24 protein-coding genes and 1 pseudogene are annotated in these 26,616 nt (G+C 70.7%); 12 read left to right on the top strand and 13 right to left on the bottom strand.

The window, feature by feature from the left end; all coding sequences use genetic code 11:
• Positions 1–349: 349 nt before the first annotated feature.
• The 5 genes from ACFVFQ_RS28205 to ACFVFQ_RS28225 form a co-directional block, all read right to left on the bottom strand.
• Positions 350–1,123 (bottom strand): succinate dehydrogenase iron-sulfur subunit, encoded by a 774-nt coding sequence (locus tag ACFVFQ_RS28205; protein ID WP_383421027.1) that lies wholly within the window; start codon positions 1,121–1,123, stop codon positions 350–352.
• A complete protein-coding gene (sdhA, locus tag ACFVFQ_RS28210; protein ID WP_383421029.1) occupies positions 1,123–2,877 on the bottom strand; it encodes a succinate dehydrogenase flavoprotein subunit in 1,755 nt (584 codons plus the stop codon). The genes ACFVFQ_RS28205 and sdhA overlap by 1 nt, the downstream gene beginning before the upstream one ends.
• Positions 2,878–2,908: 31 nt before the next feature.
• Positions 2,909–3,388 (bottom strand): succinate dehydrogenase hydrophobic membrane anchor subunit, encoded by a 480-nt coding sequence (locus tag ACFVFQ_RS28215; protein ID WP_274913738.1) that lies wholly within the window; start codon positions 3,386–3,388, stop codon positions 2,909–2,911.
• Between the two features lie 8 nt (positions 3,389–3,396).
• Complete coding sequence (sdhC, locus tag ACFVFQ_RS28220) at positions 3,397–3,777, bottom strand: succinate dehydrogenase, cytochrome b556 subunit (RefSeq protein WP_016574684.1); 381 nt, start codon at positions 3,775–3,777, stop codon at positions 3,397–3,399.
• Positions 3,778–3,957: 180 nt separating this feature from the next.
• On the bottom strand, positions 3,958–4,506 hold the full coding sequence (locus ACFVFQ_RS28225) for a 2-oxo-4-hydroxy-4-carboxy-5-ureidoimidazoline decarboxylase (RefSeq protein ID WP_383421278.1): 549 nt from the start codon (positions 4,504–4,506) through the stop codon (positions 3,958–3,960).
• A gap of 358 nt (positions 4,507–4,864) precedes the next feature.
• Between ACFVFQ_RS28225 and ACFVFQ_RS28230 the strand changes: the two genes are divergently transcribed.
• The 3 genes from ACFVFQ_RS28230 to ACFVFQ_RS28240 all read left to right on the top strand — a co-directional run bounded on the left by ACFVFQ_RS28230 (position 4,865) and on the right by ACFVFQ_RS28240 (position 8,873).
• A complete protein-coding gene (locus ACFVFQ_RS28230) occupies positions 4,865–6,574 on the top strand; it encodes a glycoside hydrolase family 20 protein (protein WP_383421034.1) in 1,710 nt (569 codons plus the stop codon).
• A 503-nt stretch (positions 6,575–7,077) separates the two neighbouring features.
• A complete protein-coding gene (locus tag ACFVFQ_RS28235; protein ID WP_383421037.1) occupies positions 7,078–7,812 on the top strand; it encodes an RNA polymerase sigma factor in 735 nt (244 codons plus the stop codon).
• On the top strand, positions 7,812–8,873 hold the full coding sequence (locus ACFVFQ_RS28240) for a hypothetical protein (RefSeq protein WP_383421040.1): 1,062 nt from the start codon (positions 7,812–7,814) through the stop codon (positions 8,871–8,873). The genes ACFVFQ_RS28235 and ACFVFQ_RS28240 overlap by 1 nt, the downstream gene beginning before the upstream one ends.
• 250 nt (positions 8,874–9,123) lie before the next feature.
• Here ACFVFQ_RS28240 and ACFVFQ_RS28245 read toward each other — a convergent pair whose 3' ends face one another.
• Positions 9,124–9,411 (bottom strand): peptidoglycan-binding protein, encoded by a 288-nt coding sequence (locus tag ACFVFQ_RS28245; RefSeq protein ID WP_383421045.1) that lies wholly within the window; start codon positions 9,409–9,411, stop codon positions 9,124–9,126.
• A gap of 178 nt (positions 9,412–9,589) precedes the next feature.
• Here ACFVFQ_RS28245 and ACFVFQ_RS28250 point away from each other — a divergent pair, with 178 nt between their 5' ends.
• Entirely contained in the window at positions 9,590–11,170 is a 1,581-nt protein-coding gene (locus ACFVFQ_RS28250) for a methylmalonyl-CoA mutase (RefSeq protein WP_383421048.1), read from the top strand.
• Between the two features lie 55 nt (positions 11,171–11,225).
• Positions 11,226–11,438, top strand: coding sequence for a hypothetical protein (locus tag ACFVFQ_RS28255; protein ID WP_383421051.1), 213 nt, complete (start codon positions 11,226–11,228; stop codon positions 11,436–11,438).
• A 42-nt stretch (positions 11,439–11,480) separates the two neighbouring features.
• Here the strand turns inward: ACFVFQ_RS28255 and ACFVFQ_RS28260 are convergent, their stop codons facing one another.
• Complete coding sequence (locus tag ACFVFQ_RS28260; protein ID WP_383421054.1) at positions 11,481–12,191, bottom strand: FadR/GntR family transcriptional regulator; 711 nt, start codon at positions 12,189–12,191, stop codon at positions 11,481–11,483.
• Positions 12,192–12,391: 200 nt separating this feature from the next.
• Between ACFVFQ_RS28260 and ACFVFQ_RS28265 the strand changes: the two genes are divergently transcribed.
• Together ACFVFQ_RS28265 and ACFVFQ_RS28270 are read left to right on the top strand one after the other, a co-directional pair.
• A complete protein-coding gene (locus ACFVFQ_RS28265; RefSeq protein ID WP_383421057.1) occupies positions 12,392–12,907 on the top strand; it encodes a gluconokinase in 516 nt (171 codons plus the stop codon).
• Positions 12,908–13,150: 243 nt separating this feature from the next.
• A complete protein-coding gene (locus ACFVFQ_RS28270) occupies positions 13,151–14,548 on the top strand; it encodes a gluconate:H+ symporter (RefSeq protein WP_383421060.1) in 1,398 nt (465 codons plus the stop codon).
• A 122-nt stretch (positions 14,549–14,670) separates the two neighbouring features.
• Here ACFVFQ_RS28270 and ACFVFQ_RS28275 read toward each other — a convergent pair whose 3' ends face one another.
• Together ACFVFQ_RS28275 and ACFVFQ_RS28280 are read right to left on the bottom strand one after the other, a co-directional pair.
• On the bottom strand, positions 14,671–15,141 hold the full coding sequence (locus ACFVFQ_RS28275) for an NUDIX domain-containing protein (RefSeq protein WP_383421064.1): 471 nt from the start codon (positions 15,139–15,141) through the stop codon (positions 14,671–14,673).
• On the bottom strand, positions 15,142–15,888 hold the full coding sequence (locus tag ACFVFQ_RS28280; protein ID WP_383421067.1) for an XRE family transcriptional regulator: 747 nt from the start codon (positions 15,886–15,888) through the stop codon (positions 15,142–15,144). It lies immediately after the preceding gene.
• Between the two features lie 493 nt (positions 15,889–16,381).
• On the opposite strand from ACFVFQ_RS28280, the gene ACFVFQ_RS28285 reads away from it, so the two are divergent.
• The 3 genes and pseudogenes from ACFVFQ_RS28285 to ACFVFQ_RS28295 form a co-directional block, all read left to right on the top strand.
• Complete coding sequence (locus tag ACFVFQ_RS28285; protein WP_383421070.1) at positions 16,382–16,810, top strand: hypothetical protein; 429 nt, start codon at positions 16,382–16,384, stop codon at positions 16,808–16,810.
• Between the two features lie 403 nt (positions 16,811–17,213).
• Positions 17,214–17,750 carry a class IV adenylate cyclase gene (locus ACFVFQ_RS28290; RefSeq protein ID WP_383421073.1) on the top strand — a complete coding sequence of 179 codons (537 nt, stop codon included), beginning with the start codon at positions 17,214–17,216 and terminating at the stop codon, positions 17,748–17,750.
• 55 nt (positions 17,751–17,805) lie between these two features.
• Positions 17,806–18,912 (top strand): annotated as a pseudogene (locus ACFVFQ_RS28295) (radical SAM protein); the annotation flags it as partial.
• Positions 18,913–19,145: 233 nt separating this feature from the next.
• Here ACFVFQ_RS28295 and ACFVFQ_RS28300 read toward each other — a convergent pair.
• Positions 19,146–20,744 carry an FAD-dependent monooxygenase gene (locus tag ACFVFQ_RS28300; RefSeq protein ID WP_383421076.1) on the bottom strand — a complete coding sequence of 533 codons (1,599 nt, stop codon included), beginning with the start codon at positions 20,742–20,744 and terminating at the stop codon, positions 19,146–19,148.
• Between the two features lie 38 nt (positions 20,745–20,782).
• Here ACFVFQ_RS28300 and ACFVFQ_RS28305 point away from each other — a divergent pair, with 38 nt between their 5' ends.
• The gene (locus tag ACFVFQ_RS28305) at positions 20,783–21,460 is read left to right on the top strand and encodes a TetR/AcrR family transcriptional regulator C-terminal domain-containing protein (protein ID WP_383421079.1); all 678 of its coding nucleotides are present in this window, start codon (positions 20,783–20,785) and stop codon (positions 21,458–21,460) included.
• A gap of 68 nt (positions 21,461–21,528) precedes the next feature.
• On the opposite strand, the gene ACFVFQ_RS28310 is transcribed toward ACFVFQ_RS28305, so the two are convergent.
• From ACFVFQ_RS28310 to ACFVFQ_RS28320, 3 genes are read right to left on the bottom strand one after another with little or no spacing between them, the layout of a single operon-like run.
• A complete protein-coding gene (locus tag ACFVFQ_RS28310) occupies positions 21,529–22,704 on the bottom strand; it encodes an acyltransferase family protein (protein ID WP_383421082.1) in 1,176 nt (391 codons plus the stop codon).
• Positions 22,704–24,083, bottom strand: a complete 1,380-nt coding sequence (locus ACFVFQ_RS28315) for a polysialyltransferase family glycosyltransferase (RefSeq protein WP_383421085.1) — start codon at positions 24,081–24,083, stop codon at positions 22,704–22,706. The genes ACFVFQ_RS28310 and ACFVFQ_RS28315 overlap by 1 nt, the downstream gene beginning before the upstream one ends.
• Positions 24,083–25,060 carry a glycosyltransferase family 2 protein gene (locus ACFVFQ_RS28320; RefSeq protein WP_383421088.1) on the bottom strand — a complete coding sequence of 326 codons (978 nt, stop codon included), beginning with the start codon at positions 25,058–25,060 and terminating at the stop codon, positions 24,083–24,085. Before ACFVFQ_RS28320 ends, ACFVFQ_RS28315 begins: the two co-directional genes overlap by 1 nt.
• 199 nt (positions 25,061–25,259) lie before the next feature.
• On the opposite strand from ACFVFQ_RS28320, the gene ACFVFQ_RS28325 reads away from it, so the two are divergent.
• Complete coding sequence (locus ACFVFQ_RS28325) at positions 25,260–26,606, top strand: DUF6716 putative glycosyltransferase (protein WP_383421091.1); 1,347 nt, start codon at positions 25,260–25,262, stop codon at positions 26,604–26,606.
• Positions 26,607–26,616: the final 10 nt, after the last annotated feature.

A 26,616-nucleotide genomic window follows, 5' to 3' on the forward strand; every position in this document is an offset into this window, starting at 1 on the left:
CAGCGGCAACAAGCCCGCGCCGCCAGGCGCAAACAACAGCAACCCGCGCGGCGGGAAAGCCAACAACGTGGGGCACAGCCGGCCGCAGGCAACGGCGGGAAAGCCAACAACGTGGGAGGCACGCCAAGCGCAGCGGAAAGGCAGCGGAAACGCGGACAACTCAGCCCGCGCCGCAGGCGCAAACAACAGCACCTCGCACGGCGGGAAAGCCAACAACGTGGGAACCAACCGGCGTCAGCCGACAACGTGGGAACCAACCGGCGTCAGCCGACAACGTGGGAGGGCCCCACCTCCGTTGCACACGGAGACGGGGCCCTCAACGGCCTTTCGGCCAACGACATTCAGGTGATCAGAAGCGCCGCGTAATCAGCGCACGCTTCACTTCCTGGATCGCCTTGGTGACCTCGATGCCACGCGGGCAGGCGTCCGTGCAGTTGAAGGTCGTGCGGCAACGCCACACGCCGTCCTTGTCGTTGAGGACCTCCAGCCGCTGCTCGCCGCCCTCGTCGCGCGAGTCGAAGATGAAGCGGTGGGCGTTGACGATCGCCGCCGGGCCGAAGTACTGGCCGTCGTTCCAGAACACGGGGCACGAGGTGGTGCAGGCCGCGCACAGGATGCACTTGGTGGTGTCGTCGAAGCGTTCGCGGTCCTCGGCGGACTGGAGGCGCTCGCGGGTCGGCTCGTTGCCGGTCGTGATCAGGAAGGGCATCACGTCCCGGTACGCCTGGAAGAAGGGCTCCATGTCGACGACAAGGTCCTTCAGCACCGTCAGGCCCTTGATGGCCTCGACGGTGATCGGCTTCTCCGGGTTGATGTCCTTGATCAGGGTCTTGCAGGCCAGGCGGTTGCGGCCGTTGATGCGCATGGCGTCGGAGCCGCAGATGCCGTGGGCGCAGGAACGACGGAAGGTCAGCGAACCGTCCAGATCCCACTTGATCTTGTGGAGGGCGTCCAGGACGCGCTCCTTGGGATCGATCTCCAGCTGGAAGTCCTCCCAGCGGGCCTCCTCGGAGACCTCCGGGTTGAACCGGCGGATCCGGAAGGTGACCGTGATCAGGTGCGCGGCGGTGTTCTCGGCCGCGTCCAGCGCCGCGGAGTGCTTGTCGAGAGTGGGGGTGCTCATCAGTACTTACGCTCCATCGGCTGGTAGCGGGTCTGCACGACCGGCTTGTAGTCGAGCCGGATCGACTCGGAACCGTCGGCGCCCACCTCGCGGTACGCCATGGTGTGCCGCATGAAGTTGACGTCGTCGCGGTTGGGGTAGTCCTCGCGGTAGTGACCGCCGCGGGACTCCTTGCGGGCGAGGGCGGAGACCGCCATGACCTCGGCCAGGTCGAGCAGGTTGCCCAGCTCGATGGCCTCCAGCAGGTCGGTGTTGAAGCGCTTGCCCTTGTCCTGGATGGCGACGTTGCGGTAGCGCTCGCGCAGCTCGCCGATCTTCTCGACCGCGGTCTTGATGGTCTGCTCGGTGCGGAAGACCATGACGTTGGCGTCCATGGTCTCCTGGAGCTCCTTGCGGATCTCGGTGACCCGCTCGTTGCCGGTGGCGTCCCGCAGCCGCTCGACCTGCTCGACGACCAGCGACGCCGGGTCCTCGGGCAGCTCGACGAAGTCGGCGGTGGCCGCGTACTCCGCCGCGGCGATGCCGGCCCGGCGGCCGAAGACGTTGATGTCCAGCAGCGAGTTGGTGCCCAGGCGGTTGGCGCCGTGCACCGAGACGCAGGCGACCTCGCCGGCGGCGTACAGGCCCGGGACGACGGTGGTGTTGTCGGCCAGCACCTCGCCCTCGACGTTGGTCGGGATGCCGCCCATCGCGTAGTGCGCGGTCGGCTGGATCGGGATCGGGTCCGTGTAGGGCTCGATGCCGAGGTAGGTCCGCGCGAACTCGGTGATGTCCGGCAGCTTGGCGTCCAGCTGCTCCGGCGGCAGGTGGGTCAGGTCGAGGTAGACGTGGTCGCCCTCGGGACCGCAGCCGCGACCCTCGCGGATCTCGGTGTAGATCGAGCGGGAGACGACGTCACGCGAGGCGAGGTCCTTCATGACGGGCGCGTACTTCTCCATGAAGCGCTCGCCGTCCTTGTTGCGGAGGATGCCGCCCTCACCGCGGGCGCCCTCCGTCAGCAGGATGCCCATCCGCCAGATGCCGGTCGGGTGGAACTGGAAGAACTCCATGTCCTCCAGCGGCAGTCCGCGGCGGTAGACCGCGGCCTGGCCGTCACCGGTCAGGGTGTGCGCGTTCGACGTCACCTTGAAGAACTTGCCGGTGCCGCCGGACGCGTAGATGACCGACTTCGCCTGGAAGACGTGGATCTCACCGGTGGCCAGCTCGTAGGCGACCACACCGGCGGACTTCTTGACGCCGTCGACCTCGGTGATCAACTGGTCCAGGACGTAGAACTCGTTGAAGAACTCCACGCCCTCCTTGACGCAGTTCTGGTACAGCGTCTGGAGGATCATGTGGCCGGTGCGGTCCGCGGCGTAGCAGGACCGGCGGACCGGGGCCTCACCGTGGTTGCGGGAGTGACCGCCGAACCGGCGCTGGTCGATCCGGCCCTCGGGCGTGCGGTTGAACGGCAGGCCCATCTTCTCCAGGTCGAGGACGGAGTCGATGGCCTCCTTCGCCAGGATCTCGGCGGCGTCCTGGTCGACCAGGTAGTCACCGCCCTTGACGGTGTCGAAGGTGTGCCACTCCCAGTTGTCCTCCTCGACGTTGGCGAGGGCCGCGGCCATGCCGCCCTGGGCGGCGCCGGTGTGGGAGCGGGTCGGGTAGAGCTTGGTCAGCACGGCGGTGCGGCTGCGCTTCGTCGCCTCGATGGCGGCGCGCATGCCGGCGCCGCCGGCGCCGACGATGACGGTGTCGTACTTGTGGATCTGCATGGGTCGTTACCTCAGTCCCTCAGCCCGGGGCCTAGCGGATGTTCGGGTCGAAGGTGAAGATCACCAGCGTGCCCAGAAGGACGGTGAACACCGTGGCGGTGTAGAGCAGCATCTTCAGCCAGAAGCGGGTGTTGTCCCGCTGCGCGTAGTCGTTGATGACGGTGCGCAGGCCGTTGGCCCCGTGCAGCATGGCCAGCCACAGCATCAGCAGGTCCCAGACCTGCCAGAACGGCGAGGCCCAACGGCCGGCCACGAAGGCGAAGCCGATCTTGGAGACGCCGCCGTCGAGCACCAGCTGGATCAGCAGGTGGCCGAGGACCAGGACGACCAGGACGATGCCGGACAGCCGCATGAACAGCCAGCCGTACAGCTCGAAGTTGGTGCGGGTCGCCTTGGGCGACTTCGCGGTGCGCTTGCGGGGCGCCTCGATGACCGGGGCAGGGTTGTCCGCGTCGAAGAGCGCGACGTTCTCCGCGGCGGTGGCACCCGCGGTGGTGGATTCAGCAGACATCTCTCGCCTCAGCTCCCGAACAGCGTGCGCAGCGTGTGCTGGAGCACGGGGTAGAAGGCACCGGCCATCAGCACGACCCAGACACCGACAACGGTCCACAGCATCTGCTTCTGGTACTTCGGGCCCTTGGACCAGAAGTCCACCGCGATGACCCGCAGGCCGTTGAGCGCGTGGAAGAGGATGGCGGCCACCAGGCCGTACTCCATCACGTTGACGATTGGCGTCTTGTAGGTCGCAACGACGTTGTCGTACGCGTCAGGAGAGACGCGAACGAGAGCGGTGTCGAGGACGTGTACGAACAGGAAGAAGAAGATGAGGACTCCGGTGACTCGATGAGCCACCCAGGACCACATGCCTTCCCGGCCGCGGTACAGCGTTCCAGCCGGCACGGAAGAACCCTCCGGGAGCGGGGACTAGGGCCGCGCCGGCTTCGTTGGTCGGTCGGGCCCGGCCGGGTACGGTCCACCGGCCGCTCGTCATCGTATCGACGCCCTGTCGGTTCCTCGCGCGGGGGGCCTTAGGTGTGATCAAACAGGCACCAACGGGCTATCACACAAGAAGAAACCGGGCTATTGCCGGCAAAACGCCGCAAGTTGGGCCAGCCTGGCGCGTGCCAGCCGCCGTAAGGCGTCCGCGGCGACCGGTCGTTCCTCGTCCGGTTCGTGGGCGAGTCGGGTGCGGATGGCGTGCAGGGTCTGGTCCAGCATCTCGTCGTCGCGGTGGCCGTCGAGGCAGATGACGAAGGCGTACCGGAAGCGGCGCTCGTAGGCGGCGTGCGCGGCGCGCAGTGCGGTGTGCGCGGCGAGGGTGCCGGGGCCGGGGCGGGCCGGCGGGAGCGGGGCGGGCGGTTCCTGGGCCAGCGCGCGGATCTGCTCGGTCGCGGTGAGGTCGTAGCCGGCCTCGTCGGCGGCGGCGAGCAGCGACTCGGCGTCGGGGTAGGGGCGGTGGGCGGCGATCCGCTCGGCCCAGCGGAGGCAGCCGCAGCAGGTCAACAGGGTTGCCACGGCGCGGGGGTGGGGGAGGGCGTTGAAGCGGGCGAGGCCGGCGGCCGGGGGCCGGGTGGGGTGGCTCTGCCGCGGTATGCCGCGCCGCGGCGCGGGCGCGGGCGGCCGGGGCAGCGGACGGGCGGCCGGAGTGTCACCGGACAGCGGAGGCTCCTCGGAGGGAGGGGAGGGAGAGGTGTGGCTGACGGAAACTCAGTGGTGGGTGAGGCGAAACGGATGAAAAGTCTGATACGTACGGAGCTGACGGCAGGTGTGGTGAATACGTCACATGAAGTGGCACCCGGCGATCGTCCGGCGGTCCACGCGCCCCGGAAGGGAGTGAGCGACGGCGAGGCCACGCTAACGACGCCCGCCGAACACTGTCCGACGGATGCGCGATTTTCACCCGGATGAGAGAGCTTTCGCGCGCCCGGTAGACGCTCCGCTCTGCGCACCAGGCAATACCTTCGCCCCGAAAAGTGAGGATTGCACGATGTCGAACCCGATGCGGCCGCCGCGTTCCCCGTGGCCCTCGGCCTCCCCACAGCCCCCGCTCCCGGCCCGGCCGCCCGTCGGACCGGGGGCCCGCCGCATGCTGTTGACCGCCCCGGTGTTGGCCGGCGCGCTGGTGCTCGGCGGCTGTTCCCAAGGGGCCAGCTCCCAGGCTCCGGGCGCCGCCCCCAGCTCCTCCAGCCCCGCCGCACCCATCCCCAGTTGGGCCAAGGTGACCGGCCCGCCGCGCATCGTCCCGGCCGTACGGGAGTTCCGCCCGGCCAACGGAAACGGCTGGCGGCCGACCAAGGGCGCCCGGATCGTGGTACCGGCCGGGGAGAAGAGCACCGTCGCCGACGAGGCGCAACTCATGGCCAAGGATCTCGGCGGGCTGGCCGTGGTGTGGGGCAAACAGGACGTCCGCCCCGGTGACATCGAGGTGAAGCTCAGCGGTGGGGCCCGCGGCAAGCGCGCCAACAACGCCCCGGTCGGCAGCGCCGCCGATGAGTCCTACACCCTCACCGCCCGGGACGCCCGGCTCACCCTCACCGCCCCCACCGACACCGGCGTCTTCAACGGCACCCGCACCGTCAAGCAGGCCGTCCGCACCGCCGGCGGCCTCCCCGAGGGCACCATCGAGGACCGCCCGGACCGGCCGCAGCGCGGCCTGATGATCGACAACGCCCGCAAGCCGTTCACCGCGGAATGGATCGAGGCCCGCATCCGGCAGCTCGCCGACCTCAAGCTCAACCAGCTCCAGCTGCACTTCTCCGACGACCAGGGCTTCCGCATCCAGAGCGACAGTCACCCCCAGATCGTCTCCGCCGACCACCTGACCAAGGATCAGGTCCGGCACCTGATCAAGGTCGGGCAGAGCCTGCACGTGGCGCTCATCCCGGAGATCGACTCGCCCGGCCACCTCGGCGCCGTGCTCGACCACTACCCCGACCTCCAACTGCGCAACGCCTCCGGCAAGGTGCTCCGCGGCGCCATCGACATCTCCAAGCCCCAGGCCGGCGAGCTCGTCGACTCGCTGCTGAAGGAGTTCGGGCAGCTCTTCACCGGCCCCTACTGGCACCTGGGCGGCGACGAGTACCAGGCGCTGATGGCCTCGAACCCGGAGGCGTCCTACCCGCAGCTCGCCAAGGCGGCCCGGGACAAGTACGGCTCCGGCGCCACCATCAAGGACCTGGCCACCGGCTGGCTCAACGACCGGCAGAAGACCGTCGAGGCCGCCGGCAAGAACCGGATCGAGGCGTGGAACGACGGCTTCTTCGCGGGCGGCAAGGTGGCCGCCGACAAGAACCGCACGGTCGCCTACTGGACCGGCAAGGAGATCGGCGCCCGCGAACCGGAGGGCTACCTCCGCGAGGGCCGCACGGTGCTCAACCTCAACGACGAGTTCCTCTATTACGTGCTCGGCGAGCCCAACGGCTTCACCTACCCGACCGGCGAGCGGATCTACAAGAGCTGGACCCCGCGCGTACTGCGGCACACCTCGCCGGTCTCCGTACCGGAGTCCCAGACCGGGGCCGACCGGATCCCCGGCGGGCGGTTCGCGATCTGGTGCGACCACGCGCAGGCACAGACCGCACAGCAGATCGCGGCCGGAATCAAGCTGCCGCTCGCGGCGCTGGCGCAGAAGACCTGGGACCCGCGCACCCCCGCGCAGCCCTGGACGGACTTCAAGGCGCTGGCGAACCGGCTCTGAACGGCCGGGCGGAGAGGGACTGACGAAGACGGCCGGGGCCGCCACCCCCCACAGGAGAGGCCCCGGCCGTCGCTCGTGCGGGGCCCGCGACGGGCCCCTAATCGATACAGCGCCACCGGGCCGAAAAGCGTCACACGCGGTACGGGTCGGGGCACGGCCAGTGGTCTGGACGCGGGGCGGGCGGGGCCCGTAACGTGCCCGAACGCGCCGGCGGGTGCGCAGGCCACCGCCGGTCCGGGGGCCGAAGAGCCGCTTGTTACCCGGGAGTTCGGGGAAAGCGGGCGCGCGCCGCGGCGGTGTGTCGTCCACCCCAAAAAGCGGCCCGGGTGCCGTGCACCGGGTCTGACCCGTTACGGTCAGCAGGAACGGCCCGACGGGGGGCGGCCGCGGCCGGACCGACCGGGCGCGCGAGAAGCCCCGGCGGACCGGGCGCGAAGACTCATAGCAAACGCATAGCGGCAAGGACCGGGCGGCGGACATTCAGCGTGCGACAGGATGGACCCGTGCGAGGGGACGACATTCAGCCGGACGACGGACGGCTGACGGTTGCCGTGCAGGCGGCGCAGGACGGCGACGAGACCGGGTTCCGGCTCGTCTACCGCGCGATACACCCCCGGCTTCTCGGCTACGTCCGGACCCTGGTGGGCGAGGGGGACGCCGAGGACGTGGCGTCCGAGGCGTGGCTCCAGATCACTCGGGACCTGGCCCGCTTCGAGGGCGACGCGGACCGCTTCCGGGGCTGGACCGCGCGAATCGCCCGTAACCGGGCACTGGACCACATACGGATGCGCGGCCGACGCCCGGCCGTTGGCGGCGACGAGAGCGAACTCGCCGACACCCCGGCCGCGTCCGACACCGCCGGCGAGGCGCTGGAGGCGCTGGGCACCGGCCGCACCTTCCGACTCATAGGCCGGCTGCCGCAGGACCAGGCCGAGGCCGTGACGCTGCGGGTGGTGGTCGGGCTGGACGCCAAGAGCGCGGCGCAGGTGCTGGGCAAGCGGCCGGGCGCGGTGCGCACCGCCGCCCACCGTGGACTGAAGAAGCTGGCCGAACTGCTCGGGGAGGACGGCGGGGACGACGGCGACGGGGAGCCCAAAGGGGCGTCCGCCGGTTCGGGCAAGGGGAGCGGAACCGTGGGCGAGCTGCCCGTACAGGACCGAAGACACCGCGACGGTGTGCCGGATTCGTACGTACCAGGTGTGACGGAAACGGCCGCGCGAACGCAGAAGGACATGTGATGGCCGACGACCGGTACAGCTGGCTCGACAAGGACGCCGCGGAGCGACTGCTGCGCGGCGAGCCGGTCGGTTCCCAGGTCGGCGACGGCGCACGCGAACTCGAACAACTGCTGAAGGCCGCCGCGGCGGCCGGCTCCGCGCGGCCCGAGAGCGCCGCACTGCCCGGCGAGGAGGCCGCGCTGGCCGCCTTCCGCCGGGCGGGCCACGGCCCCGGCGCCCACCCGAGCGACTCCGTCGGCGGCGCGACGCTGCCCACCGTGCGCGCCACCCGCGGCAACCGCCTCACCGAACGCATCGGCCTCGCCCGCCCGTTCAGACGCGGCTTCGCCGTGGCCCTCGCGGTCTGCGCGATCAGCGGCATCGCGGTCGCCGCCGGCACCGGCGTGCTGCCCACCCCGTTCCACGGCAGCGAACCCGAGCCCGGCGCCAGCGTTTCGGCGGCCGAGACGCCCAGCACGTTCGAGACCCAGGAGCCGGCCACCAGCACCGGCGACACCAACCCGAGCCCGGCCGCCTCACCCGGCGGACGGACCCCCGCACCCGATTCCACCCCCAGCCCCGGCGACAGCCACGGCACCGGCCGGACGCCGGGCGCCCCGTCGCCCGGCGCCAGCACCCCCGGCGGCGACGCCGCACCGCTGCCGGACGACGGCAGCGGGAAGAAGAAGGTGCTGCTCTCCGTCTGCAAGAACTACGAGTCCGGCAAGCGGGGCGACCTGGACCGCGACACGCTGCGGCGCCTCGAAGCCAAGGCCGGCGGCCCGGGCCGGGTGCACGCCTTCTGCCGGCAGTACCTCTCCCAACTCGGCGCTCCCGGCGGCGGCTCGGGTGACAACGATGGCGCGAGCGGCGGCAAGGGCGGCGGCCAGGGCGAGAACGGCGGCAACGGCGGCGGTGGTCACCACGGCGGCGACGGCGACGAGGAGGGCGACTCGCCCCCCGCCGCCTCCCCCTCCGTGAGCCCCGCACCCGGCACCACCACCCCCGCGCCGACCCCTTCCTCGGCCCCCTCTTCCGCCGCCCCGACGCCTACCGGAACCCTTCCCACCGGTCAGGTGTGACGTTTTTTGACGCGGTGACGCAGTAAGAAATAGCCGACTGGTCATCGGCAGCGCCAGCGCCGGGGTTCCCCCCGTACCCACGGCATGGCGCACCCGGCGCGGGCGGGGCACGTTCCCCCGGCCCTGCCCGCGCCGCTCTCTTGCGCCTAAGCCGGCGCCGCTTTCGCGGATGTGGTTGCGGTGGGTGGGGGTTGCTCAATTTTCGCTTCGGTCAGAGCGTTCTTTGTGGTTGGCGAGAGGGGATTCCCTGTCAGCCGAGGGGCTTGGCTGTCCGATTTCTGAGCGTTCCCTGGTAGTGGAGCTCGTCGTGTTCGGGCTTGCGGGTGCGGGAGTTGAGGGCGGTGCGGTCCGTGGTGGTGTAGGTGCCGGTCTGGGGGAGGCCGGCCTGTTTTTGGAACGTGCGGAGCGCGGTGGCCGTTTCGGTGGCGTAGCGGCCCGTGGGGGTGTGGTCGAGCAGGTGTAGTTGGACCAGGCGGGCCTGGAGGTCGCGGACGGCGGGGCCGTGCGCGCCGGGTGCCAGGAGGGGTGTGGCCCGCACCGGGTGACAGGCCGTTGCCAAGGTGAGTGCCGCCAGTGCCAGCAGTGCCGCCGGTCCTTTTCTCCCGCTTCGCCGCATGACGCACCCTCTTCCCAGCGGTGCGCAGGGGCGAACCTCCGGGCATGCTGTCCATACGGTGCAAACCCGTACTGTTCAGCCGTTTGGAGGCGTAGGGGACATGGCGCGGTACAGCGAGAGCGGGCTGCCCATCGAGCCGGTGTACGGGCCGGCGGCGCTGGCGGGCTGGGACCCGGACGCCGCGCTGGGCGAGCCGGGGGAGTACCCGTACACCCGCGGGGTCTACCCGTCGATGTATACGGGGCGGCCCTGGACGATGCGGCAGTACGCCGGGTTCGGGACGGCCCGGGAGTCCAACGCGCGCTACCGGCAGCTGATCGAGCACGGCACGACCGGGCTGTCGGTCGCCTTCGACCTGCCGACGCAGATGGGCCACGACTCCGACACCCCGATCGCGGCGGGCGAGGTCGGCAAGGTCGGGGTGGCGATCGACTCCGTCGAGGACATGGAGGTGCTGTTCGGCGGCATCCCGCTGGGCACGGTCTCGACGTCGATGACCATCAACGCGCCGGCCGCGGTGCTGCTGTTGATGTACCAACTCGTGGGCGAGGAACAGGGGGTGAGGGGGCATCAGCTCAACGGGACGGTGCAGAACGACGTGTTGAAGGAGTACATCGCGCGGGGGACGTACATCTATCCGCCGCAGCCGTCGCTGCGGCTGACCGCGGACATCTTCCGCTACTGCCGGGCCGAGATCCCCCGTTGGAACACCATCTCGATCTCCGGGTACCACATGGCGGAGGCCGGTGCCTCGCCCGCACAGGAGATCGCCTTCACGCTGGCCAACGCTGTCGCGTACGTGCGGACCGCGCTCGCCGCCGGGATGGACGTCGACGACTTCGCGCCCCGGTTGTCGTTCTTCTTCGTCGCCCGGACCACGCTGCTGGAGGAGGTCGCCAAGTTCCGGGCCGCGCGGCGGATCTGGGCGCGGGTGATGCGCCAGGAGTTCGGGGCGCGCAACCCCAAGTCGCAGATGCTGCGGTTCCACACCCAGACCGCGGGGGTGCAACTGACCGCCCAGCAGCCGGAGGTGAACCTCGCGCGGGTCACCGTCCAGGGGCTGGCCGCGGTGCTCGGCGGCACCCAGTCGCTGCACACCAACTCCTTCGACGAGGCGATCGCGCTGCCGAGCGAGAAGGCGGCCCGGCTGGCGCTGCGGACCCAACAGGTGCTCGCGCACGAGACCGACATCACCGCCACCGTCGACCCGTTCGCCGGCTCGTACGCCGTCGAGGCGCTGACCGACGCGGTCCAGGAGGAGGCGCTGGCGCTGATGGCACGGGTCGAGGAGTTCGGCGGGGCGGTCGCCGCCATCGAACGCGGCTTCCAGAAGGACGAGATCGAGCGCAACGCCTACCGGATCGCCCGTGAGACGGAGGCCGGGGAGCGGGTGGTGGTCGGCGTCAACCGCTTCCGGACCGACGAGGAGGAGCCCTACGAGCCGCTGCGGGTGGACCCCGCCATCGAGGCGCAGCAGGCCGAACGGCTGGCGCGGCTGCGCGAGCGCCGCAACCGCACCGCGGTGGCCGCCGCGCTCGGCGCGCTGCGGAAGTCCGCCGAGGGCACGGACAACGTGCTCTACCCGATGCGGGAGGCGCTGCGGGCCCGGGCGACGCTGGGCGAGGTGTGCGATGCGCTGCGGGAGGTCTGGGGGACGTATGTGCCGACGGACGCGTTCTGAGCTCCGTAACGGGTGCCGGGTGCGGGGCGCGGAACGCGTCCGCCAGACTGGTGGCATGTCCGCACCCCGACGCCACTGTCCCATCTGCACCCGAGAGATCGCCGTGGTCGGCGGCCGCTACGCCCGCCACGACCCTCCGGGGCGGCGGACCGGGATCGAGCTGATCTCCTGCCCGGGGTCGCGGCGGACCGCGCCGATGATGGCGCCCGCGGAAAAGCTCTTCGACCCGGAGGAGCCGCCGATGGCGGGGCAGCAGCCGCTGTTCTGACGGCCCCGCGGCCTCCCGCCAAGGGGGCGCCTGCTTCGGCAACTACGGTGCCAGCACGTCCAGTTCGGCCATCGCACCGGTGGTGATCTCCCGGGTGAGGGCCTCCGCGCGCGCCGCGTCCCCGGTGCGGATCGCCTCGGCGACCTGCACATGCAGGGTGACCGCGGCCGGGTCCGGGTCGGTGAACATCACATGGTGGTGGGTGCGACCGGTCAGGACGGCGGCGACCACCTCGGCGAGCCGGGCGAACATCTCGTTGCCGGAGGCGGTCAGCACCACCCGGTGGAAGGCCATGTCGTGGACGAGGTAGGCGTCGAGCTGCTGGCCGCGTGAGGTGGCCACCATCCCCATGGCGTGCTCGGTGAGTTCGGCGCACTGGGCGGGGGTGGCGTGCGTGGCGGCGAGGCCGGCCGCCACCGGCTCGACGGCCGAGCGCAGCACGGTCAGCGAGCGGAGCTGCCGGGGGCGGTCCCGGCCGGCCAGTCGCCAGCCGATCACCCGCGGGTCGTAGACGTTCCACTCCTCGGTCGGGCGGACGGTCACGCCCACCCGGCGCCGCGAGACGACCAGGCGCATCGACTCCAGGACCCTGACGGCCTCGCGGATCACCGTGCGCGAGACGTCGAACCGTTCGGCCAGCTCGTCGGTGCGCAAAACGGTGCCCGGAGGGTAGTCGCCCGCGGTGATCGCGGGCCCCAGGGACTCCAGCACGCGGGCGTGCAGCCCCTTCTCCCCGTTCCCGGTCTCTTCCATGGGCCAAGCCTACGATCTCGCTTCTCGGGCAATTAAGTATGACGTTTGCGTCACAAGGGCTTGAATACGTCGTACCTAATGGGTTTCAGTGGGGAACGCACGAGGTCGAAGAGGACTGCGTCATACCGATAACGCCGGTAACGCCGGTAACGGCGGTCTGGCGTGTGAAGTCCTGCATACGAGGTATCGAGGTATTCGGGATGGGCAGCGCCGACGTCATCGTCGTGATGGGTGTGGCCGGGACCGGCAAGACGACGATCGGTCCGTTGGTGGCCGACGCCCTGGACGTCCCGTACGCCGAGGGCGACGACTTCCACCCGCCGGCCAACATCGCCAAGATGTCGGCCGGCACCCCGCTGGACGACGCCGACCGCGGCCCCTGGCTCGACGCCATCGGCGCCTGGGCGCACGGGCGGGCCGGCCACGGCGGAGTGGTCAGCTGCTCGGCGCTCAAGCGGTCCTACCGCGACCGGCTGCGGGCCGCCGCCCCCGGCGTGGTCTTCCTCCACCTCGCCGGCGACCGCGCGCTGATCGAGGCGCGGATGACCGAACGCAAGGGGCACTTCATGCCCACCGCCCTGCTGGACTCGCAGTTCGCCACGCTCGAACCGCTCGGAGCGGACGAGGCCGGCGTGGCCGTCGACGTCTCCGGCACCCCGGAGGAGATCGCCGCCCGCGCGGTCGCCGCCCTGCGTCACCCCGCGCCGACCGCGTAGCCCAGCGGCCTTCGCACCCCTCGGCCGAGGGGCTCAACGCGCCCCCGAGCGGGCCCCGTTGGGTCCCGACCGAGGATCTGAGACCAACTCCCCGCGGCCGGGCCCCCACCCCCCTCCGGGGCCCGGCCGCCCCCTCTCCCCCTTCCCGCCCTTCCCCTCTCCCCCCAGCCAGGGGAACCGCCGACCAAGGGAACTGCCAACCAGGGAACCGTCCCTCCCCTCCTTCCAACCAAGGGAATCGCCGTGCCACATCTCAGCGTTGAGATGCTCGCAGCGGACGCGACCGCGCCCATCACCTCGGCCGGTCACGCCCAGCTCGGCATCGCCGTCCTGGCGGGTATCGCCGTCATCGTCCTGCTGATCACCAAGTTCAAGCTGCACGCCTTCCTGTCGCTGATCATCGGTTCGCTGGTGCTCGGCGCGGTCGCCGGTGCGCCGCTCGACAAGGCCATCGCCAGCTTCTCCACCGGACTGGGGCAGACGGTCGCCGGTACCGGCGTGCTGATCGCGCTGGGCGCCGTCCTCGGCAAGCTGCTCGCCGACTCCGGCGGCGCGGACCAGATCGTCGACACGATCCTGGCGAAGGCCGGGCGACGGGCGATGCCGTGGGCGATGGTGCTGATCGCCGGGATCGTCGGGCTGCCGATCTTCTTCGAGGTCGGCATCGTGCTGTTGATCCCGGTGGTGCTGCTGGTCGCCAAGCGCGGCAACTTCTCCCTGATGCGGATCGGCATCCCGGCGCTGGCCGGCCTCTCGGTGATGCACGGGCTGATTCCCCCGCACCCCGGCCCGCTCGCCGCGATCGACGCGGTCAAGGCCAACCTCGGCGTCACGCTGGCGCTGGGCGTCGTCATCGCCATCCCCGCGGCGATCATCGCCGGCCCGCTCTTCTCCCGTTACGCGGCCCGGTGGGTGGACATCGCCCCGCCGGAAAAAATGATCCCGCAGCGTACCTCCGACGACCTGGAGAAGCGTCCCGGCTTCGGGGTCACCGTCGCCACCGTGCTCCTGCCGGTCGTGATGATGCTGGCCAAGGCCCTGGTGGACGTCGTCGTCGACGACCCGAAGGACTCCCTCCAGCGGGTCTTCGACGTCGTCGGCTCGCCGCTGATCGCGCTGCTGACCGCCGTGGTCGTCGCGATGTTCACGCTCGGCCGGGCGGCCGGCTTCACCCGCGGCCGGATCGCCACCACCGTCGAGTCCTCGCTCGGCCCGATCGCCGGCGTACTGCTGATCGTCGGCGCCGGCGGCGGCTTCAAGCAGACCCTGGTGGACTCCGGGGTCGGCCAGATGATCCTGGAGATCTCCAAGCACTGGAACATCTCCACGCTGCTGCTGGCCTGGCTGATCGCGGTCATCATCCGCCTGGCCACCGGCTCCGCCACGGTCGCCACCATCTCGGCCGCGGGCCTGGTCGCCCCGCTCGCCGCCGAGATGAGCACCACCCACGCCGCCCTCCTCGTCCTCGCCGTCGGCGCCGGCTCGCTCTTCTTCAGCCACGTCAACGATGCCGGCTTCTGGATGGTCAAGGAGTACTTCGGCATGGACGTCGGCCAGACCCTGAAGACCTGGTCCCTGATGGAGACGTTGATCTCGGTGGTGGGGATCGTGGGAGTGCTGTTGCTCTCGCTGGTTGTCTAGGGGACGCGACAACCGCCGCGGACGCAACCCCGGCGCAGGGACACCAACAAGCCCCTGCCGACTGCCTCAACGGGCGGTCGGTGGGGGCTTGTTCGTGTTGGGGTGGGGTGCCGGGGTGTGCGCTACCCCAGGTACGGAGCCGGGCGGCGTTCCAGGAAGTGCTGGATGCGTAGCCGCTGGGTGTGGTGCATGGGGAGGGCGTCGATCTCGCCGGGAGCTACGAAGCGCAGCTCGGTCGACTCGTCGGAGAGTGCGAGCGAACCGCCGGTGACACGCGCCGTGAAGCACACGTTGAACTGCCGCCGCACCTCCCCGTCGCTGTACGCAATGACGTGCCGCGGGTCCGTGTACGTGCCGACGAGCCCGGTGATTTCCACGTCCAGCCCGGTCTCCTCCTTGACTTCGCGAACGGCCGCGCCCGGGAGGGAATCCGCCAGCTCCATCCCGCCACCGGGAAGCGCCCAGAGGGCGTTGTCAGTCCGGCGTTGGAGCAGTATGCGTCCCGAGCTGTCGGTGACGACGGCTGACGCGGCGACGACCATGCTGTTCGGTTCGGGGGCGTTGGGATCGTCGTAGAACTCGGTTCGGGGCATTTACTTAGCCTTCCGCACAGGGGTTGCCGCGGCCCACACGGCGTGGAAGCTCTCGGTGTAGCTGTCGAACATTCCGCCGTTGCCGTGGCGACGAAGGTGCCACACGGGCGCACGGTAGGCATTGACGCCCCACATGTGGGCATTCACCAGCATCTGGTCATCGGCGCGATAGATGCTGTTGTAGAGGGTTGTGTCATGTGTCCGCAGTTCGATACCTGGTGTGCTGAGCAGTGGCCGGTAGTGCATGACGGCCAGTTGGCAGCGCGACTCGATTCCGTGGCCGAACTTCTCTTCCTGGCCCCGTTGTTGAACATTGGGGCTGTCCGCGTCGCCTACCGCGATCCGGATCGTGCATCCCTCGGCAGCCCGCTCGGACAGTAGGTCGTTGAGGCGTGGGTATGCCTCGTGCAGGAATACGGCCGCGTAAACGAGGATGTCTATGCGCTGACTTGCTTGGGCGAACAGGTCCACGAAGGCGGATACGGGGAGATCTGCTCGTTGACTGTAAAGAGCGACCAACTCGGGGCTGACTGCTCTCGCCGCGCGAGCTTGCGTCAGCTCTGGCCAGAGAGCAAACACGTCTTCCCCCATGGCCTCTGCCGCGCGCACGGCGGTTCCCCTGTGCGGCGTGCGCCCCAAGTTGGCCCACCGTTCAACGGACTTGGGATCGACATCAACCTTTGCTGCCAAGCTGGCATGTGTCCAGCCGCCTGCCGTCATGGCGGCCCGTAACCGCTCGTTCCGCATTCTGTTCCCTCCGGACGTCGGTAGGGACGTTATGCCCACATCGGGACGTCCCTAAGTGTCCAACGTCCGTGGTTTCGATGTCCCTGGTCGTCAGCGATGCTCACGAGCAGCAAGGACCCCGGCGACCGTGCAACCGGCCCCGGGGCGTGGCCACCAACCCCTGCGAGGTTGACGACGTGACCCAAACTATCGTGAAGCCCTGTCTGCTGCTCTTGCAGCTGCTATTCCCCGCGAAGGGGCGCCACCGTGCGGCTGTTCCGCTTCTGCTTCCCCGGAGCTCAGTTGGGAGTGCTTCGACTGTCCCACTACGGCGGTGCATGAGCCCGGTGCGAGAGCGCGAAGAGGTCGTTTCGCTGTTTTGTCCCCATTTCCCCAGGTCTACGGAACGACAGCCGTGCCGCTCGCAACGAGGGCGACGACGAGTGCTGTGGCTGGCGGCGCAGGGTACTGACGCGGGGCCGCGCCTGTTTCACGGGACGGAGGTGCCAGCGCGATGAACACCATGAACACCGCGCGGCTGTTGCCGTGGACCAGTCCGGACGGAAAGCCGTGCTACCTCCTCGGTGGTGACGGGACCGGGTATGTCTCGCGTCTGGCGGACAGGGTGGAGGCAGAGCAGATGGACTCTGCCGCTGAGTTCATGGAGGAAGCCGGCGGGATTCTCTCTGGGCGGGCGTGGACGCCCGGAGAGATCCATTTGCTTGCCGTCGAGTTGAAAGCCCACCTGGCCAACGTCCATAGAGTTTCCGAGAGTCGGGGCGCTCGCCTGTTCCTGTTTGAAAGCGAATGTGAAGTGGGTGAGGTGAGCGGTGGTCCTGCGGCGGGTGATGCGAGTGACGGAGGGAATGACGTCCCGTCCGCGCACGACTTCCCCGACCGGGCAAGTCCTGAGCAAGGGCAGTGCGTGCCCCGGTCGAGCTGACGGGCTCGGCTCACGACACCGGTCCGTCCTGCGGGGAGCGTCCTGGGCGTTCCCTCGAAGGATGCCGCGCAGGGTGCGCCCGCGCGGTGAGGGAACCGGTCCGCTCTCCCCTTGGCCAAGGGTAGGGCGGACCCATCCCGCCTCTAGACCACCGGATTCTGCGATCGCAAGTGCTGTTGCTGCTATGGCGGTTCTCCGCCGCAAGATGATCGCGGGGCGTGACTGACGCGGACCCGCCGTGGTTGATCGGTGAGCCGCATGGCATGGGCGTACGCGGTGCGGGACGAGCGTGGTCGGATTCGCAGGCAGGCAGCGCAGGGGGACACCCGCGACCGCACCACATGACAGTGATATCGGCATGTCGGTGTTCGGACATGCAGCATCTGCACAGAAAAGGAGAGCCATGCACGCTGTCGAGTACGAGGCGAAGGCGTTGGGGATCGCCCCTGATGTCATGGCCGAGCGGATCAGGGCGGCCGGCGGAAGTTTCCAGGGCGAGCGCCTCATGCGCCGCTACGTCTACGACACCGTCCCCCCGGTGCCGGGCCGTTGGGTGCGCCTGCGGGACTCCGGCGGCGCGGTGACCCTGTGCGTGAAGACGATCAACTCGGACGAGATCGACGGCACCCGGGAGACCGAGACGACCGTCGGCTCGTTCGAGGACACGCACGCCCTGCTCGGCCTCATGGGGCTCACCCACCGCGGCTATCAGGAGAACCGGCGCTCGTCCTGGCTGCTGGACGGCGTGCGGCTGGAGATCGACACCTGGCCGCGCATCCCGCCCTACCTGGAGATCGAGGGCGACACCGAAGAACAGGTGTGGGCCACCGCTGATCGCCTGTCCCTCACGCGGGACGAGTTGACCAGCGAGAACACGACCAAGGTGTTCGCCCGCTACGGAATCGACCTCGACTCGATCAGCGAACTCCGCTTCAGCTAACCCTCTCCACCATCCGCCGGCGGGGCCGCCGGGCCCCGCCGGACAGGAGGCGAACATGACCAAGACCGACCCAAACGACTTACCGGTCACGGTAGTTCCGGACCGGACCCTCCGCGTCAAGATCATCGACGCGTGCGGGCTCGCGTGCACCTTCTGCCACAACGAAGGCACCCCCGTCACCACCGAAAACCTCGGCCGCGAGGCAGGGCAGTTCACCGGGACCCCCGGTCGCTCCGGCCGGGTCTCGATCTACCTCACCACCAACGGCGCCAACTTCCTCCCCGAGCGCATCAAGGCGGACGCCGACTTCGCCCTGGCCCTGGCGGCGGTGCGCGGCAGTCTCCCGACCACCGAAGTCCACTTCACCGGCGGGGAACCCACCCTCCACCCCGAACTGCCCGAACTCATCCGCATCGCCCGCCGACTTGGCCTGACGGTCGGGCTCACCAGCAACGGTGAGAACGGGGCCGCCGTGCTGCCCGAGTGCGCCGCGGCCGGGCTCGACCGCATCAACCTGTCCGTGTTCGGCACGACTCCCGAGGAACTCGCCGCCGTCCAGGCACCACGCCTGGCCTCGCCGAAACTGGCGGCGCGGAAACTCGACGCCCTGGCCGCCACGATCGAGGCCGCCACCCGCCACGGGGTGAAGGTCTCGGCGAACATCGTGATCCCGAACCATGACCACGTGGCCCGGGTGCTCCGCGTCATCGAAGAGCACGGGCGGGCCGTCACCGTGCGGATGCTGGTCAACCTGGAGGACGACGGGGCCTCACTCGCCGCCATGCAGGAAGTCGTCGACCACCTCGGAGCGGTGCCCGTCCGCCGCATCGTCACCGCCGGCGCCTCCGACCAGCGCACCCGCTACCGACTCCCCGACGGCCGCACCCTCTACGCCAAGAGCATCCGCCCCGTCCGACTACCGGAGACCTGCGCCGGATGCCGGTTCAACAACGACCGGGACTGCCAGGAGGGGTACTACGGCGTACGCATGTACCGCGCCCAGAACGGCCCCTTCATGGTCGGCGTCTGCCTCCAACGCATGGACCTCTGCCTGACGCTGGGCGAATTCGTGATGAGCCAGCGTTGTGCCGAGGTCCGGGACTTCCGCGAGGAGGAGGCGGCCCGGCTCGCGGCCCTTCACCGGTCGGCCCCCCGTGCCCCGATGACGGGCAGGTATCCGCCGACCGCCTGGGAGCCCTTGCCGGCCGAGCCGGTTGGGCTCCCAGGTGTGGCTGTGGCAGCCGGCGGTGCCGCACGAGAGGGTGGCGCTGAGCCGCATGGGAGCGAGGTGAGAGGGCTCGCTCGGTGTTTGTCGGGCCGGCCTCTCATGCCTCAAGCGGCCCTCAACCGCGGAGGGTTGGGCCTACGGCGGTGGTCGGCCGCCGGGGCGGTGGGTCAGGCGAGGGTGCTGGTGCCGCTGAAGTGGGTTTCGAGGGCCTTGGTGAGGGTTTCTGTTGCGGATTCTGGTGGGGTGGAGAGCGCTATGTAGCCGTCGGGGCGGATGAGGTGGACGGTGGGGGTGGGGCCGTAGGTGGTGTGGAGGTGGCCGTCGGGGTCGAGGAGGTCGGGGGTGGGGCCGCCTATGCGGAGGATGTGGAGGGGAGTTGAGCCGGCGGCCTGGGTGAGGGCGGCGGGGTCCAGGTCCGGGGCGTCGAGGGCGAGCACGGTGAAGTGGGGGCCGCGGAGGATGTCGAAGAGGCGGCGGGGGGTGCCGTCGGGGGTGGTGCAGGGGGCGTCCGGGGCGCGGTCGCCGGCGGTGCGGGCGCCTTCGGGGAGCTCGGTGCGGAGTTCGTGGGTGAGCGGGCTGTCCGGGTAGCCGATGTCGAGTTGGTGCAGGTCGCGGCCGCGGCGGAGGCTGCCGGAGCGGTGCAGGCGGGTGCTGGTGGCGAGGATGCGGGCGGCGATCGGGCGGCGCTCGGTCTCGTAGCTGTCCAGGAGGGCGTCGGGGGCGCCGTGCCGGAGCACCTGGCCCAGCTTCCAGCCGAGGTTGTAGGCGTCCTGGACGCTGGTGTTGAGGCCCTGGCCGCCGGCCGGGGAGTGGATGTGCGCGGCGTCGCCGGCGAGGAAGACCCGGCCCCGGCGGTAGTGGTCGGCCATGCCCGCCTTGGGGCGGTAGACGGAGGTCCACTGCACCTCGCGGACCTGGTCCGCGGTGAGGTGGGTGTGCTCGGCGATCAGGGTGCGGATCGCCTCGGGGGAGGTGTCCGGGTCGTCGCTGGCCGCGGCGGCGAGCATCTGGAAGGCGTCGGTACCGGCCAGCGGGAGCAGGGCGAGGAAGCCGCCGCTGGACAGCGTCCAGCGGTGCCAGTGGTCGCGGTCCAGGCCGTCGAGGCGGACGTCGGCCAGGATGGCGTGGCCGGGGGCGAGTTGGGGGCCCGACATATGGGTGCCGAGTTGCTTGCGGACGGTGCTGGCGCCGCCGTCGCAGGCGACGAGGTAGCGGGCGCGGACGGTGCGGGGGCCGGCCTCGGGGTCGGTCGCGGGGCCGGTCAGGTGGGCGGTGACGCCGTCGGGGTCCTGGGTGAAGTCGACCAGCTCGGTGGCCAGTTGGACCGCGCCGCCCAGCTCGCCAAGGCGGGCGTGGAGCAGTTCGACGTTGCGCCACTGGGGGAGCATCAGGGCGTTGGAGTAGGGCGTGGACGGGGTGGGGGTGACCCGCTCGATCATCTCGTGGGTGCGCACGATCCTGCCGTCCTGCCACAGTGCCACGGGCGGGTAGAGGCCGCCGGCGGCGCGCGCGGCGGGGAGCAACCCGAGGTCGTCGTAGACCTCTTGGGTGCGCGGCTGGATGCCGGTGCCGCGGGCGCCGCGGGAGAGGGTGGGCTGCCGCTCGACGATCAGGGTGGTCACACCCCGGCGGGCGAGGTCGATGCCGAGCGCGAGGCCGGTCGGGCCCGCGCCGGCGATCAGGACGTCGACGAGGGGGACGGTGGCCTCGGGGGCGTCCTGGGCAGGGGTGGTGGCTACGGTTTCCTTAACGTTGTTAAGTGCCATGCTTCCGAGGGTGCGCTTAACGATGTTAAGTTGTCAATATGGCTTCGCGTATTGACCGGGATGCGGTGGTGCGGACCGCCCTGCGGCTGCTGAACGAGGGTGGCCTGGACGGTCTGACCCTCCGGCGGATCGCCAAGGAGCTCAACGTCCAGGCGCCGGCGCTCTATTGGCACTTCAAGAACAAGCAGGAGCTGCTGGACGAGATGGCGACGGAGGTCTTCCGGCGGCTGTTCCGGTCGACGGCGCTGGGCGGACCCGGGCCGGACGGCCGGTGGTCGTCCTGGCAGGAGATGCTGCTGCGCTCCTGCGGCGCGCTCCGCCGGGAGCTGCTCACCTACCGCGACGGCGGCAAGCTGGTCGGCGGCACGCGGATGACGGACGACACCCTCGCGGCCCCGCTGGAGCTCTTCCTCGGTCACTTCACCGCGGTCGGCTTCACCCTGCCGGAAGCGGTCAGCGCCTGGTGGACCGCGTACAACTACACCGTCGCGCTGGTCATCGAGGAGCAGTCGGTGCATCCGGACCCCGCGCGCCCGGAGGTCCGCGACCCGGCCTACGACCTCGACGAGCGCGAGCGCCGGCTGGGTGCGACGTACCCGCTGGCCGCGCACGCCGGGCGGCAGATGTTCGGCGATACCAAGGCGTCGTTCGATGCCGGGCTGCGGATCATCATCGCCGGGGTCGAGGCCAACTTCGTGAAGGGGAGGGAGAGTTGAGGGAGGGCGTCGCCCCAGGAGTTGCCTCGGTGGTCGCGCCGGTGGGCGCCCCGGTGCGGTCGCGCCCGTCAGCGGCGTGGGTCGATGGCGCGGCGGAGGCGGGGGGCCAGCGGGCGTTCGACCCAGCGGTGCAGCGCCCAGGCCAGCAGCAGCATGAGCGCGACGGTGCCGAGCAGGGTGGCGTAGGAGGGCAGGCCGGCGCCGCGGTGCAGGGCGCCTATCACCACCCAGCCCAGGTGCTCGTGGACGAGGTAGAAGGGATAGGTCAGCGCGCCGGCCACGGTCAGCCAGCGCCAGTCGGCCCGGCGGAAGGCGCCCAGCGCGACGGCGGCGACCAGCGCGAAGCCGGCGGTGACGACGGCGATGATGACCGTCGCCGAGCGGTAGGAGAAGGCGTGCACGGACGGCGCGTGCCAGAGCCCGGCGACCGCGTAGTGCTGCCCTATCAGCCAGCTCACCAGCACGATCGTCCAGGCGACCGGGTCCTTGCGGCCGAAGCGGTGGAGCAGGTACAGGCCCACGCCGCCGATGAAGAACGGGGCGTACTGCGGCATCAACACGGTGTTCAGGAACGGCTCGTGGGACGACTGGGCCAGCGCGGCGGCCAGCGTCCAGCCGGCGCAGAAGAGGACCACCCGGCCGCGGGTGGCGCCGGGCAGCACCACGCACAGCGCGAACAGCGCGTAGAACCGCATCTCGGCCCAGAGGGTCCAGCAGACGCCGAGCACCCGGTGCACGCCCAACGGGTACTGGAGCATGGTGAGGTTGGTCAGCACCTCGCTGGGGGAGAGCGCCTTGAAGGCGACCCAGGGGAGCGCGAAAACCGCGGTGACCAGGAGGATCGCCACCCAGTACGCCGGGTAGAGGCGGCTGACGCGGGAGGCGACGAAGGAGCGCAGGGTGCGCCCCCAGCCGCTCAGACAGATGACGAAGCCGCTGATCACGAAGAAGATCTGGACGCCCAGGCAGCCGTACGCGAACGCGCCGGACAGGGCCGGGAATTGGTGGGCGGGGGAGTCGCCCCAGGCCCGGGAGACGTCGCCGCCGCGGCCGCCGTAGTGGTAGGCCGCGACCATCAGGGCGGCGACCAGCCGCAGCCCGTCCAGGGCGCGCAGCCGGGCGGCGCCGCCCCGGCCCCGTATCGCGGTGTCCCCGGCGGCGGCCGGCGCGGCGTCCTGGACGGCCGGCGCGGCGCGGTCCGGTGCCAGGCTCGGCGCGCCGGCCGCCGGTGAGGTGGTGGTCATCAGGCGGCGGCTCGCTTCTTGAGAGGGAGCTGCTTCAGTCGGCGCCGCATGGACCGGGCCCGGCGCGCCACCCGGCGGAGCGCGGCATTGCGCGGCAGGAACCCCAGTTGGGACGGGAGGGCACCGGGCAGCGCCAGCGCGGTCAGTCGGCGCCGCTTGAAGTAGCGGCGGGTGTACGCGTCGAGGCGGGCGGCCAAGTAGCGCTCGGCGGCCGGGCGGAGCTGCGGGTAGATCTGGTGCTGCATCGCGTAGCCGACCGCGGTGACCAGCGGGCCGACGTCCGCCGGGGTGGCGAGGGTGCGCGGCGGTGTGCCGCGGTCGGCGAGGTCCGGGACGAGCGCGTCCACCAGCGTCACCGGAATCCGGTTGCTGTTCTGATACGGCGTCAGGCGATCCAGTAGCAGTCCGGTGCCGGTCCGGGCGACCGGCAGGTCGAAGAGGGTGGCGGCGGTCAACAGCGCGGTGGAGAAGCAGCCGACCACCAGCGCCGGGCGGGCCCGTTGGTAGAGGGCCTCGGCGAGCACCGGTCGGTCCAGCACGGTCAGCGCGACGTCGAGCCGCTCGGCCTCCCGCTCCAGCATCCGCGACCAGCGGGCCGGCGCGGACGGGTGCGGTTTGAAGACGAGGGTGCGGTGGCCCCGCTCGACCGCCCCTTGCACCATCCGGATGTGCAGTTCCTCTTCCTCCTGCGGGGTGAGGATGGACAGCGCCGAGAGGTACTGGCCGAGCAGCAGCGCCGCGCCCTCGGGGACGCCCGCGAGCTCACCCAACGCCTCGCTCTCGTCGGCGAGTTCGGCCAGCACCTTGGTGACCGCGTTGGTCGGCACGATCTGCGGCGCCACCTGGAACTCGGTGAGCAGCAGCGGCGCCAGCCCCGGCACGAGGTCCAGGTGCAGCACCCGGCCGATCCGGGTGCCGATCAGCGGGTCCAGCTTGTCGCGGGTGGGGCCGTAGCTCATCAGGCCGTCGGCGTAGACGTCGATCGGGGCGCCTGGGAAGAGCTGGGCGAGCGCCTGCGCCGGGTTGACCTGGATGGACTCCAGCACCAACGCGACCTCGTCGTCGCCCAGTTCCCACAGCAGCCGCAGATGGCGCTCCCACAGCGGGACGTCGTTGGGGCGCGGAGACCAGCCGCCGGGATGGAACGGGCGGATCGTCTCGTTCCACGACAGCACGCCGTCGAAGCGGTCGCGCAGCCGCGCGAAGCCCGGCATCGCGTCCAGCGCCGGACTGGTCTCCGGGGTCATCGCGTTGTTGGCGATCAGCAGCAGCCGGCGGTCGGCCGGGGCGAACAGGTCGGCGTCCAGGGCGGCGGCCAGCGTCGCCGCGCCGTAGAGGGTGGACGCCAGGAAGATCTGGGTGCGGTGCCGGGCGGGCATCAGGCGGCGACCTCCGCCGGCAGAGGGCGGCGGCGCAGTCGCCGCAGTCGGGAGGCGCGCTGCACATCCATGGAATCCAGGGCTTCCTTCAGTACGTCCTGCGGCATGCGTTTCATGGCGGCGGCGCTCAACGCCCGCAATTTACGGGCGATCGGTGGCTCGAACCGTTCGATCGTGCCGAGGTGATGGGAAATGATCGCGCAATAGGTGCGCACCGCCTTCGGCAACAGCAGATGCGCTTCGGGATCGCCGGCGGTGTCCTCGATCACCTGGTCGAATGCGCGAATGAAGTCCAATTGCCGCACGTCCCCGATCTGCGTCAACGAGGACGCCACCCCACGCCGGTAGAAAACGCCCAACAACCCCGTCACTGCCATGGATTTCGACTCGCGGTGCAGCCGCCAGATCCACGGTCGGTCCTCCGCGGTGCGCAGCCCGTCGGTGAAGTGCAACAGGCCGTCGTCCAGCAGTCGGCGGTGGTAGATCCCGGCCCAGGCGTAGGCGTAGTCGACCGAGGTGGAGCGGTCGGCGGGCAGGATCATGCTCCGCGGATCGAGCACCACCCCCCGCCGGCCGTGCGGGACCCGGTGCACGGTGCGCGCCCGGTTGGTGCACTGGACGTGGTCGGTGCGCACGAAGTCGCAGCCCAACTCCTCGATGACGGCGAGGAGTTCGGAAAGGTAACCGGGGGCCAGCCAGTCGTCGCCGTCGAGGAAGGTGACGTACTCGCCGCGGGCCGCGTCCAGTCCGGTGTTGCGCGCGGTGGCCAGGCCGCCGTTCTTCTCGTGCCACAGCACCCGGGCGCCCGGCAGTTCCGCCTCGGCGCGCCGGAGGATGTCCGGCGTCTCGTCGCGTGAACAGTCCTCGACGAGCAGGAATTCGAAATCCTCGCGGGAGTTCGCCGCCAGGCTTTTCAGAGTATCGGGCGCGTATGTCTGCACGTTGTAGAACGGCACGACGACGGAGAGCTTGACCACCCCCGAGACGTTAGGGGCGGCGCCCGGCATTCGTCTTTACGCGGCGCGTACTTGGCGGTGAACGACGCATGGCGGGATGGTTAACCGGGCCGTCGACCGGGCGCTATTCGGGTGGGTTCGGCGTTCGGCGGCCGGCTGTTAACCCGTTGTTGCTCCCGCGTTGGTCCGCCGACCGTCGCGCCTTTCTAGCGTTTTCGACGTGCCCTCACCTACCCATTGTGCACCGCGGGTCGCGGTGCTCGCCGATTCGGACACCCGGTGGAAGTGGGGAGCCCTGACCGCGCGTCGGCTCCACCCGGACGCCCGACTCGACGGCTACCTGCTCCGCGGCCGCGCCACCCCTACCGTCCGCCAACTCGGCGAAGTCGGCGCCCACGCAGACTCGTTGCGGGAGATCAGGGGCGTCGACTTCGTCCGCGAGGCGGACCGTTCGCGGTGCGACGTGCTGGTGCTGGCCTGCGTCGGCGGCGCCGTCCAGGCGATGGTGCACGGCCTCGCGCACGCCTGGCGCACCGACCGGCGCCGCCCCGTCCTCGTCACCGGCTACGTCGGCGTGGTCTACGAGAAGCTCGCCGACGGGCTGCTGCTGCGGCACGGCGCGGACGTGGTGCTGGCCAACTCCCGCCACGACGCGGACCGTTTCCGCGCGGTCTACCGGGGCGTCGGCGCCTCGGACGACAGCGTCGTGGAGTGCGCGCTGCCCTTCCTCGGCGGCGCGCCGCACCGGGCGCCGGACGCGCCGCGCACCGTGGTGTTCGCCGCCCAGCCCTCCGTCCCGGAGTCCCGCGAGGCGCGAACGTACCTGCTGCGGCGGGCCGTTGAGCACGCCCGGCGACATCCCGACCGCGAGGTGCTGATCAAGCTGCGCAGCAGACCCGGTGAGCACACCACCCACATCGAGGAACTGCCGTACCAGAAGCTGGCCGCCAGGCACCCCGGCGGGCTGCCCGCCAACTGCCGCCTGGTGTACGGGAACATGGGCGAGGTCCTGGACCGCACCGACCTGATGGTCACGGTCAGCTCCACCGCCGCCCTGGAGTCGCTGCACCGCGGCATCCCCACCGCCGTCCTCACCGACCTCGGCATCCGCGAGGCGCTCGGCAACCACCACTTCCTCGGCTCCGGCTGCCTGGCCTCCTGGGACGAGCTCGACGCCGGGCACCGCCCGGAGCCCGACCCGCAGTGGCTGGCCCGACAGGGCGTCGCCCGAGGGAGGGGGGCACCTCCCGGACGAAGTCCGGGGGAGTACGAGCGGGCCTTCGACGCCGCCCGCGACCGGGTCGCCGAACTGGCCGCCGCCGACCAACTCCCGCCGCCCGCCCCGTACTACACGCCCCGCACCGCCCCCGGCTATCTGCCCGGCATCCTCGCCCGCTACGGCCTGGACCCGCACGGCGCGCCGCTCGCCGGCTTCGTTGACGCACCCCAAGAGGCCGGCGGGCTACGGCAGTTGGCCCGCGACACGGTCCGCGAGGCGGCCCGCGGCGCCTATCGGCACGGCGTGCAACGCGTCGCTCCGGCCATCCGCCGCTGGGGGCAGCTGTGAGCTCAGCCCC

It is taken from the genome of Streptomyces sp. NPDC057743 (assembly GCF_042798755.1).
In the GTDB taxonomy this organism is placed as follows: domain Bacteria; phylum Actinomycetota; class Actinomycetes; order Streptomycetales; family Streptomycetaceae; genus Streptomyces.

What these genes read in the sequence shown, in the direction of transcription:
- ACFVFQ_RS28205 (WP_383421027.1), bottom strand. Translation starts at nt 1,123, where the DNA reads ATGAGCACCCCCACTCTCGACAAGCACTCCGCGGCGCTGGACGCGGCC.
- sdhA (WP_383421029.1), bottom strand. Translation starts at nt 2,877, where the DNA reads ATGCAGATCCACAAGTACGACACCGTCATCGTCGGCGCCGGCGGCGCC.
- ACFVFQ_RS28215 (WP_274913738.1), bottom strand. Translation starts at nt 3,388, where the DNA reads ATGTCTGCTGAATCCACCACCGCGGGTGCCACCGCCGCGGAGAACGTC.
- ACFVFQ_RS28230 (WP_383421034.1), top strand. Translation starts at nt 4,865, where the DNA reads ATGTCGAACCCGATGCGGCCGCCGCGTTCCCCGTGGCCCTCGGCCTCC.
- ACFVFQ_RS28240 (WP_383421040.1), top strand. Translation starts at nt 7,812, where the DNA reads ATGGCCGACGACCGGTACAGCTGGCTCGACAAGGACGCCGCGGAGCGA.
- ACFVFQ_RS28250 (WP_383421048.1), top strand. Translation starts at nt 9,590, where the DNA reads ATGGCGCGGTACAGCGAGAGCGGGCTGCCCATCGAGCCGGTGTACGGG.
- ACFVFQ_RS28255 (WP_383421051.1), top strand. Translation starts at nt 11,226, where the DNA reads ATGTCCGCACCCCGACGCCACTGTCCCATCTGCACCCGAGAGATCGCC.
- ACFVFQ_RS28260 (WP_383421054.1), bottom strand. Translation starts at nt 12,191, where the DNA reads ATGGAAGAGACCGGGAACGGGGAGAAGGGGCTGCACGCCCGCGTGCTG.
- ACFVFQ_RS28265 (WP_383421057.1), top strand. Translation starts at nt 12,392, where the DNA reads ATGGGCAGCGCCGACGTCATCGTCGTGATGGGTGTGGCCGGGACCGGC.
- ACFVFQ_RS28275 (WP_383421064.1), bottom strand. Translation starts at nt 15,141, where the DNA reads ATGCCCCGAACCGAGTTCTACGACGATCCCAACGCCCCCGAACCGAAC.
- ACFVFQ_RS28280 (WP_383421067.1), bottom strand. Translation starts at nt 15,888, where the DNA reads ATGCGGAACGAGCGGTTACGGGCCGCCATGACGGCAGGCGGCTGGACA.
- ACFVFQ_RS28285 (WP_383421070.1), top strand. Translation starts at nt 16,382, where the DNA reads ATGAACACCATGAACACCGCGCGGCTGTTGCCGTGGACCAGTCCGGAC.
- ACFVFQ_RS28290 (WP_383421073.1), top strand. Translation starts at nt 17,214, where the DNA reads ATGCACGCTGTCGAGTACGAGGCGAAGGCGTTGGGGATCGCCCCTGAT.
- ACFVFQ_RS28300 (WP_383421076.1), bottom strand. Translation starts at nt 20,744, where the DNA reads ATGGCACTTAACAACGTTAAGGAAACCGTAGCCACCACCCCTGCCCAG.
- ACFVFQ_RS28305 (WP_383421079.1), top strand. Translation starts at nt 20,783, where the DNA reads ATGGCTTCGCGTATTGACCGGGATGCGGTGGTGCGGACCGCCCTGCGG.
- ACFVFQ_RS28310 (WP_383421082.1), bottom strand. Translation starts at nt 22,704, where the DNA reads ATGACCACCACCTCACCGGCGGCCGGCGCGCCGAGCCTGGCACCGGAC.
- ACFVFQ_RS28315 (WP_383421085.1), bottom strand. Translation starts at nt 24,083, where the DNA reads ATGCCCGCCCGGCACCGCACCCAGATCTTCCTGGCGTCCACCCTCTAC.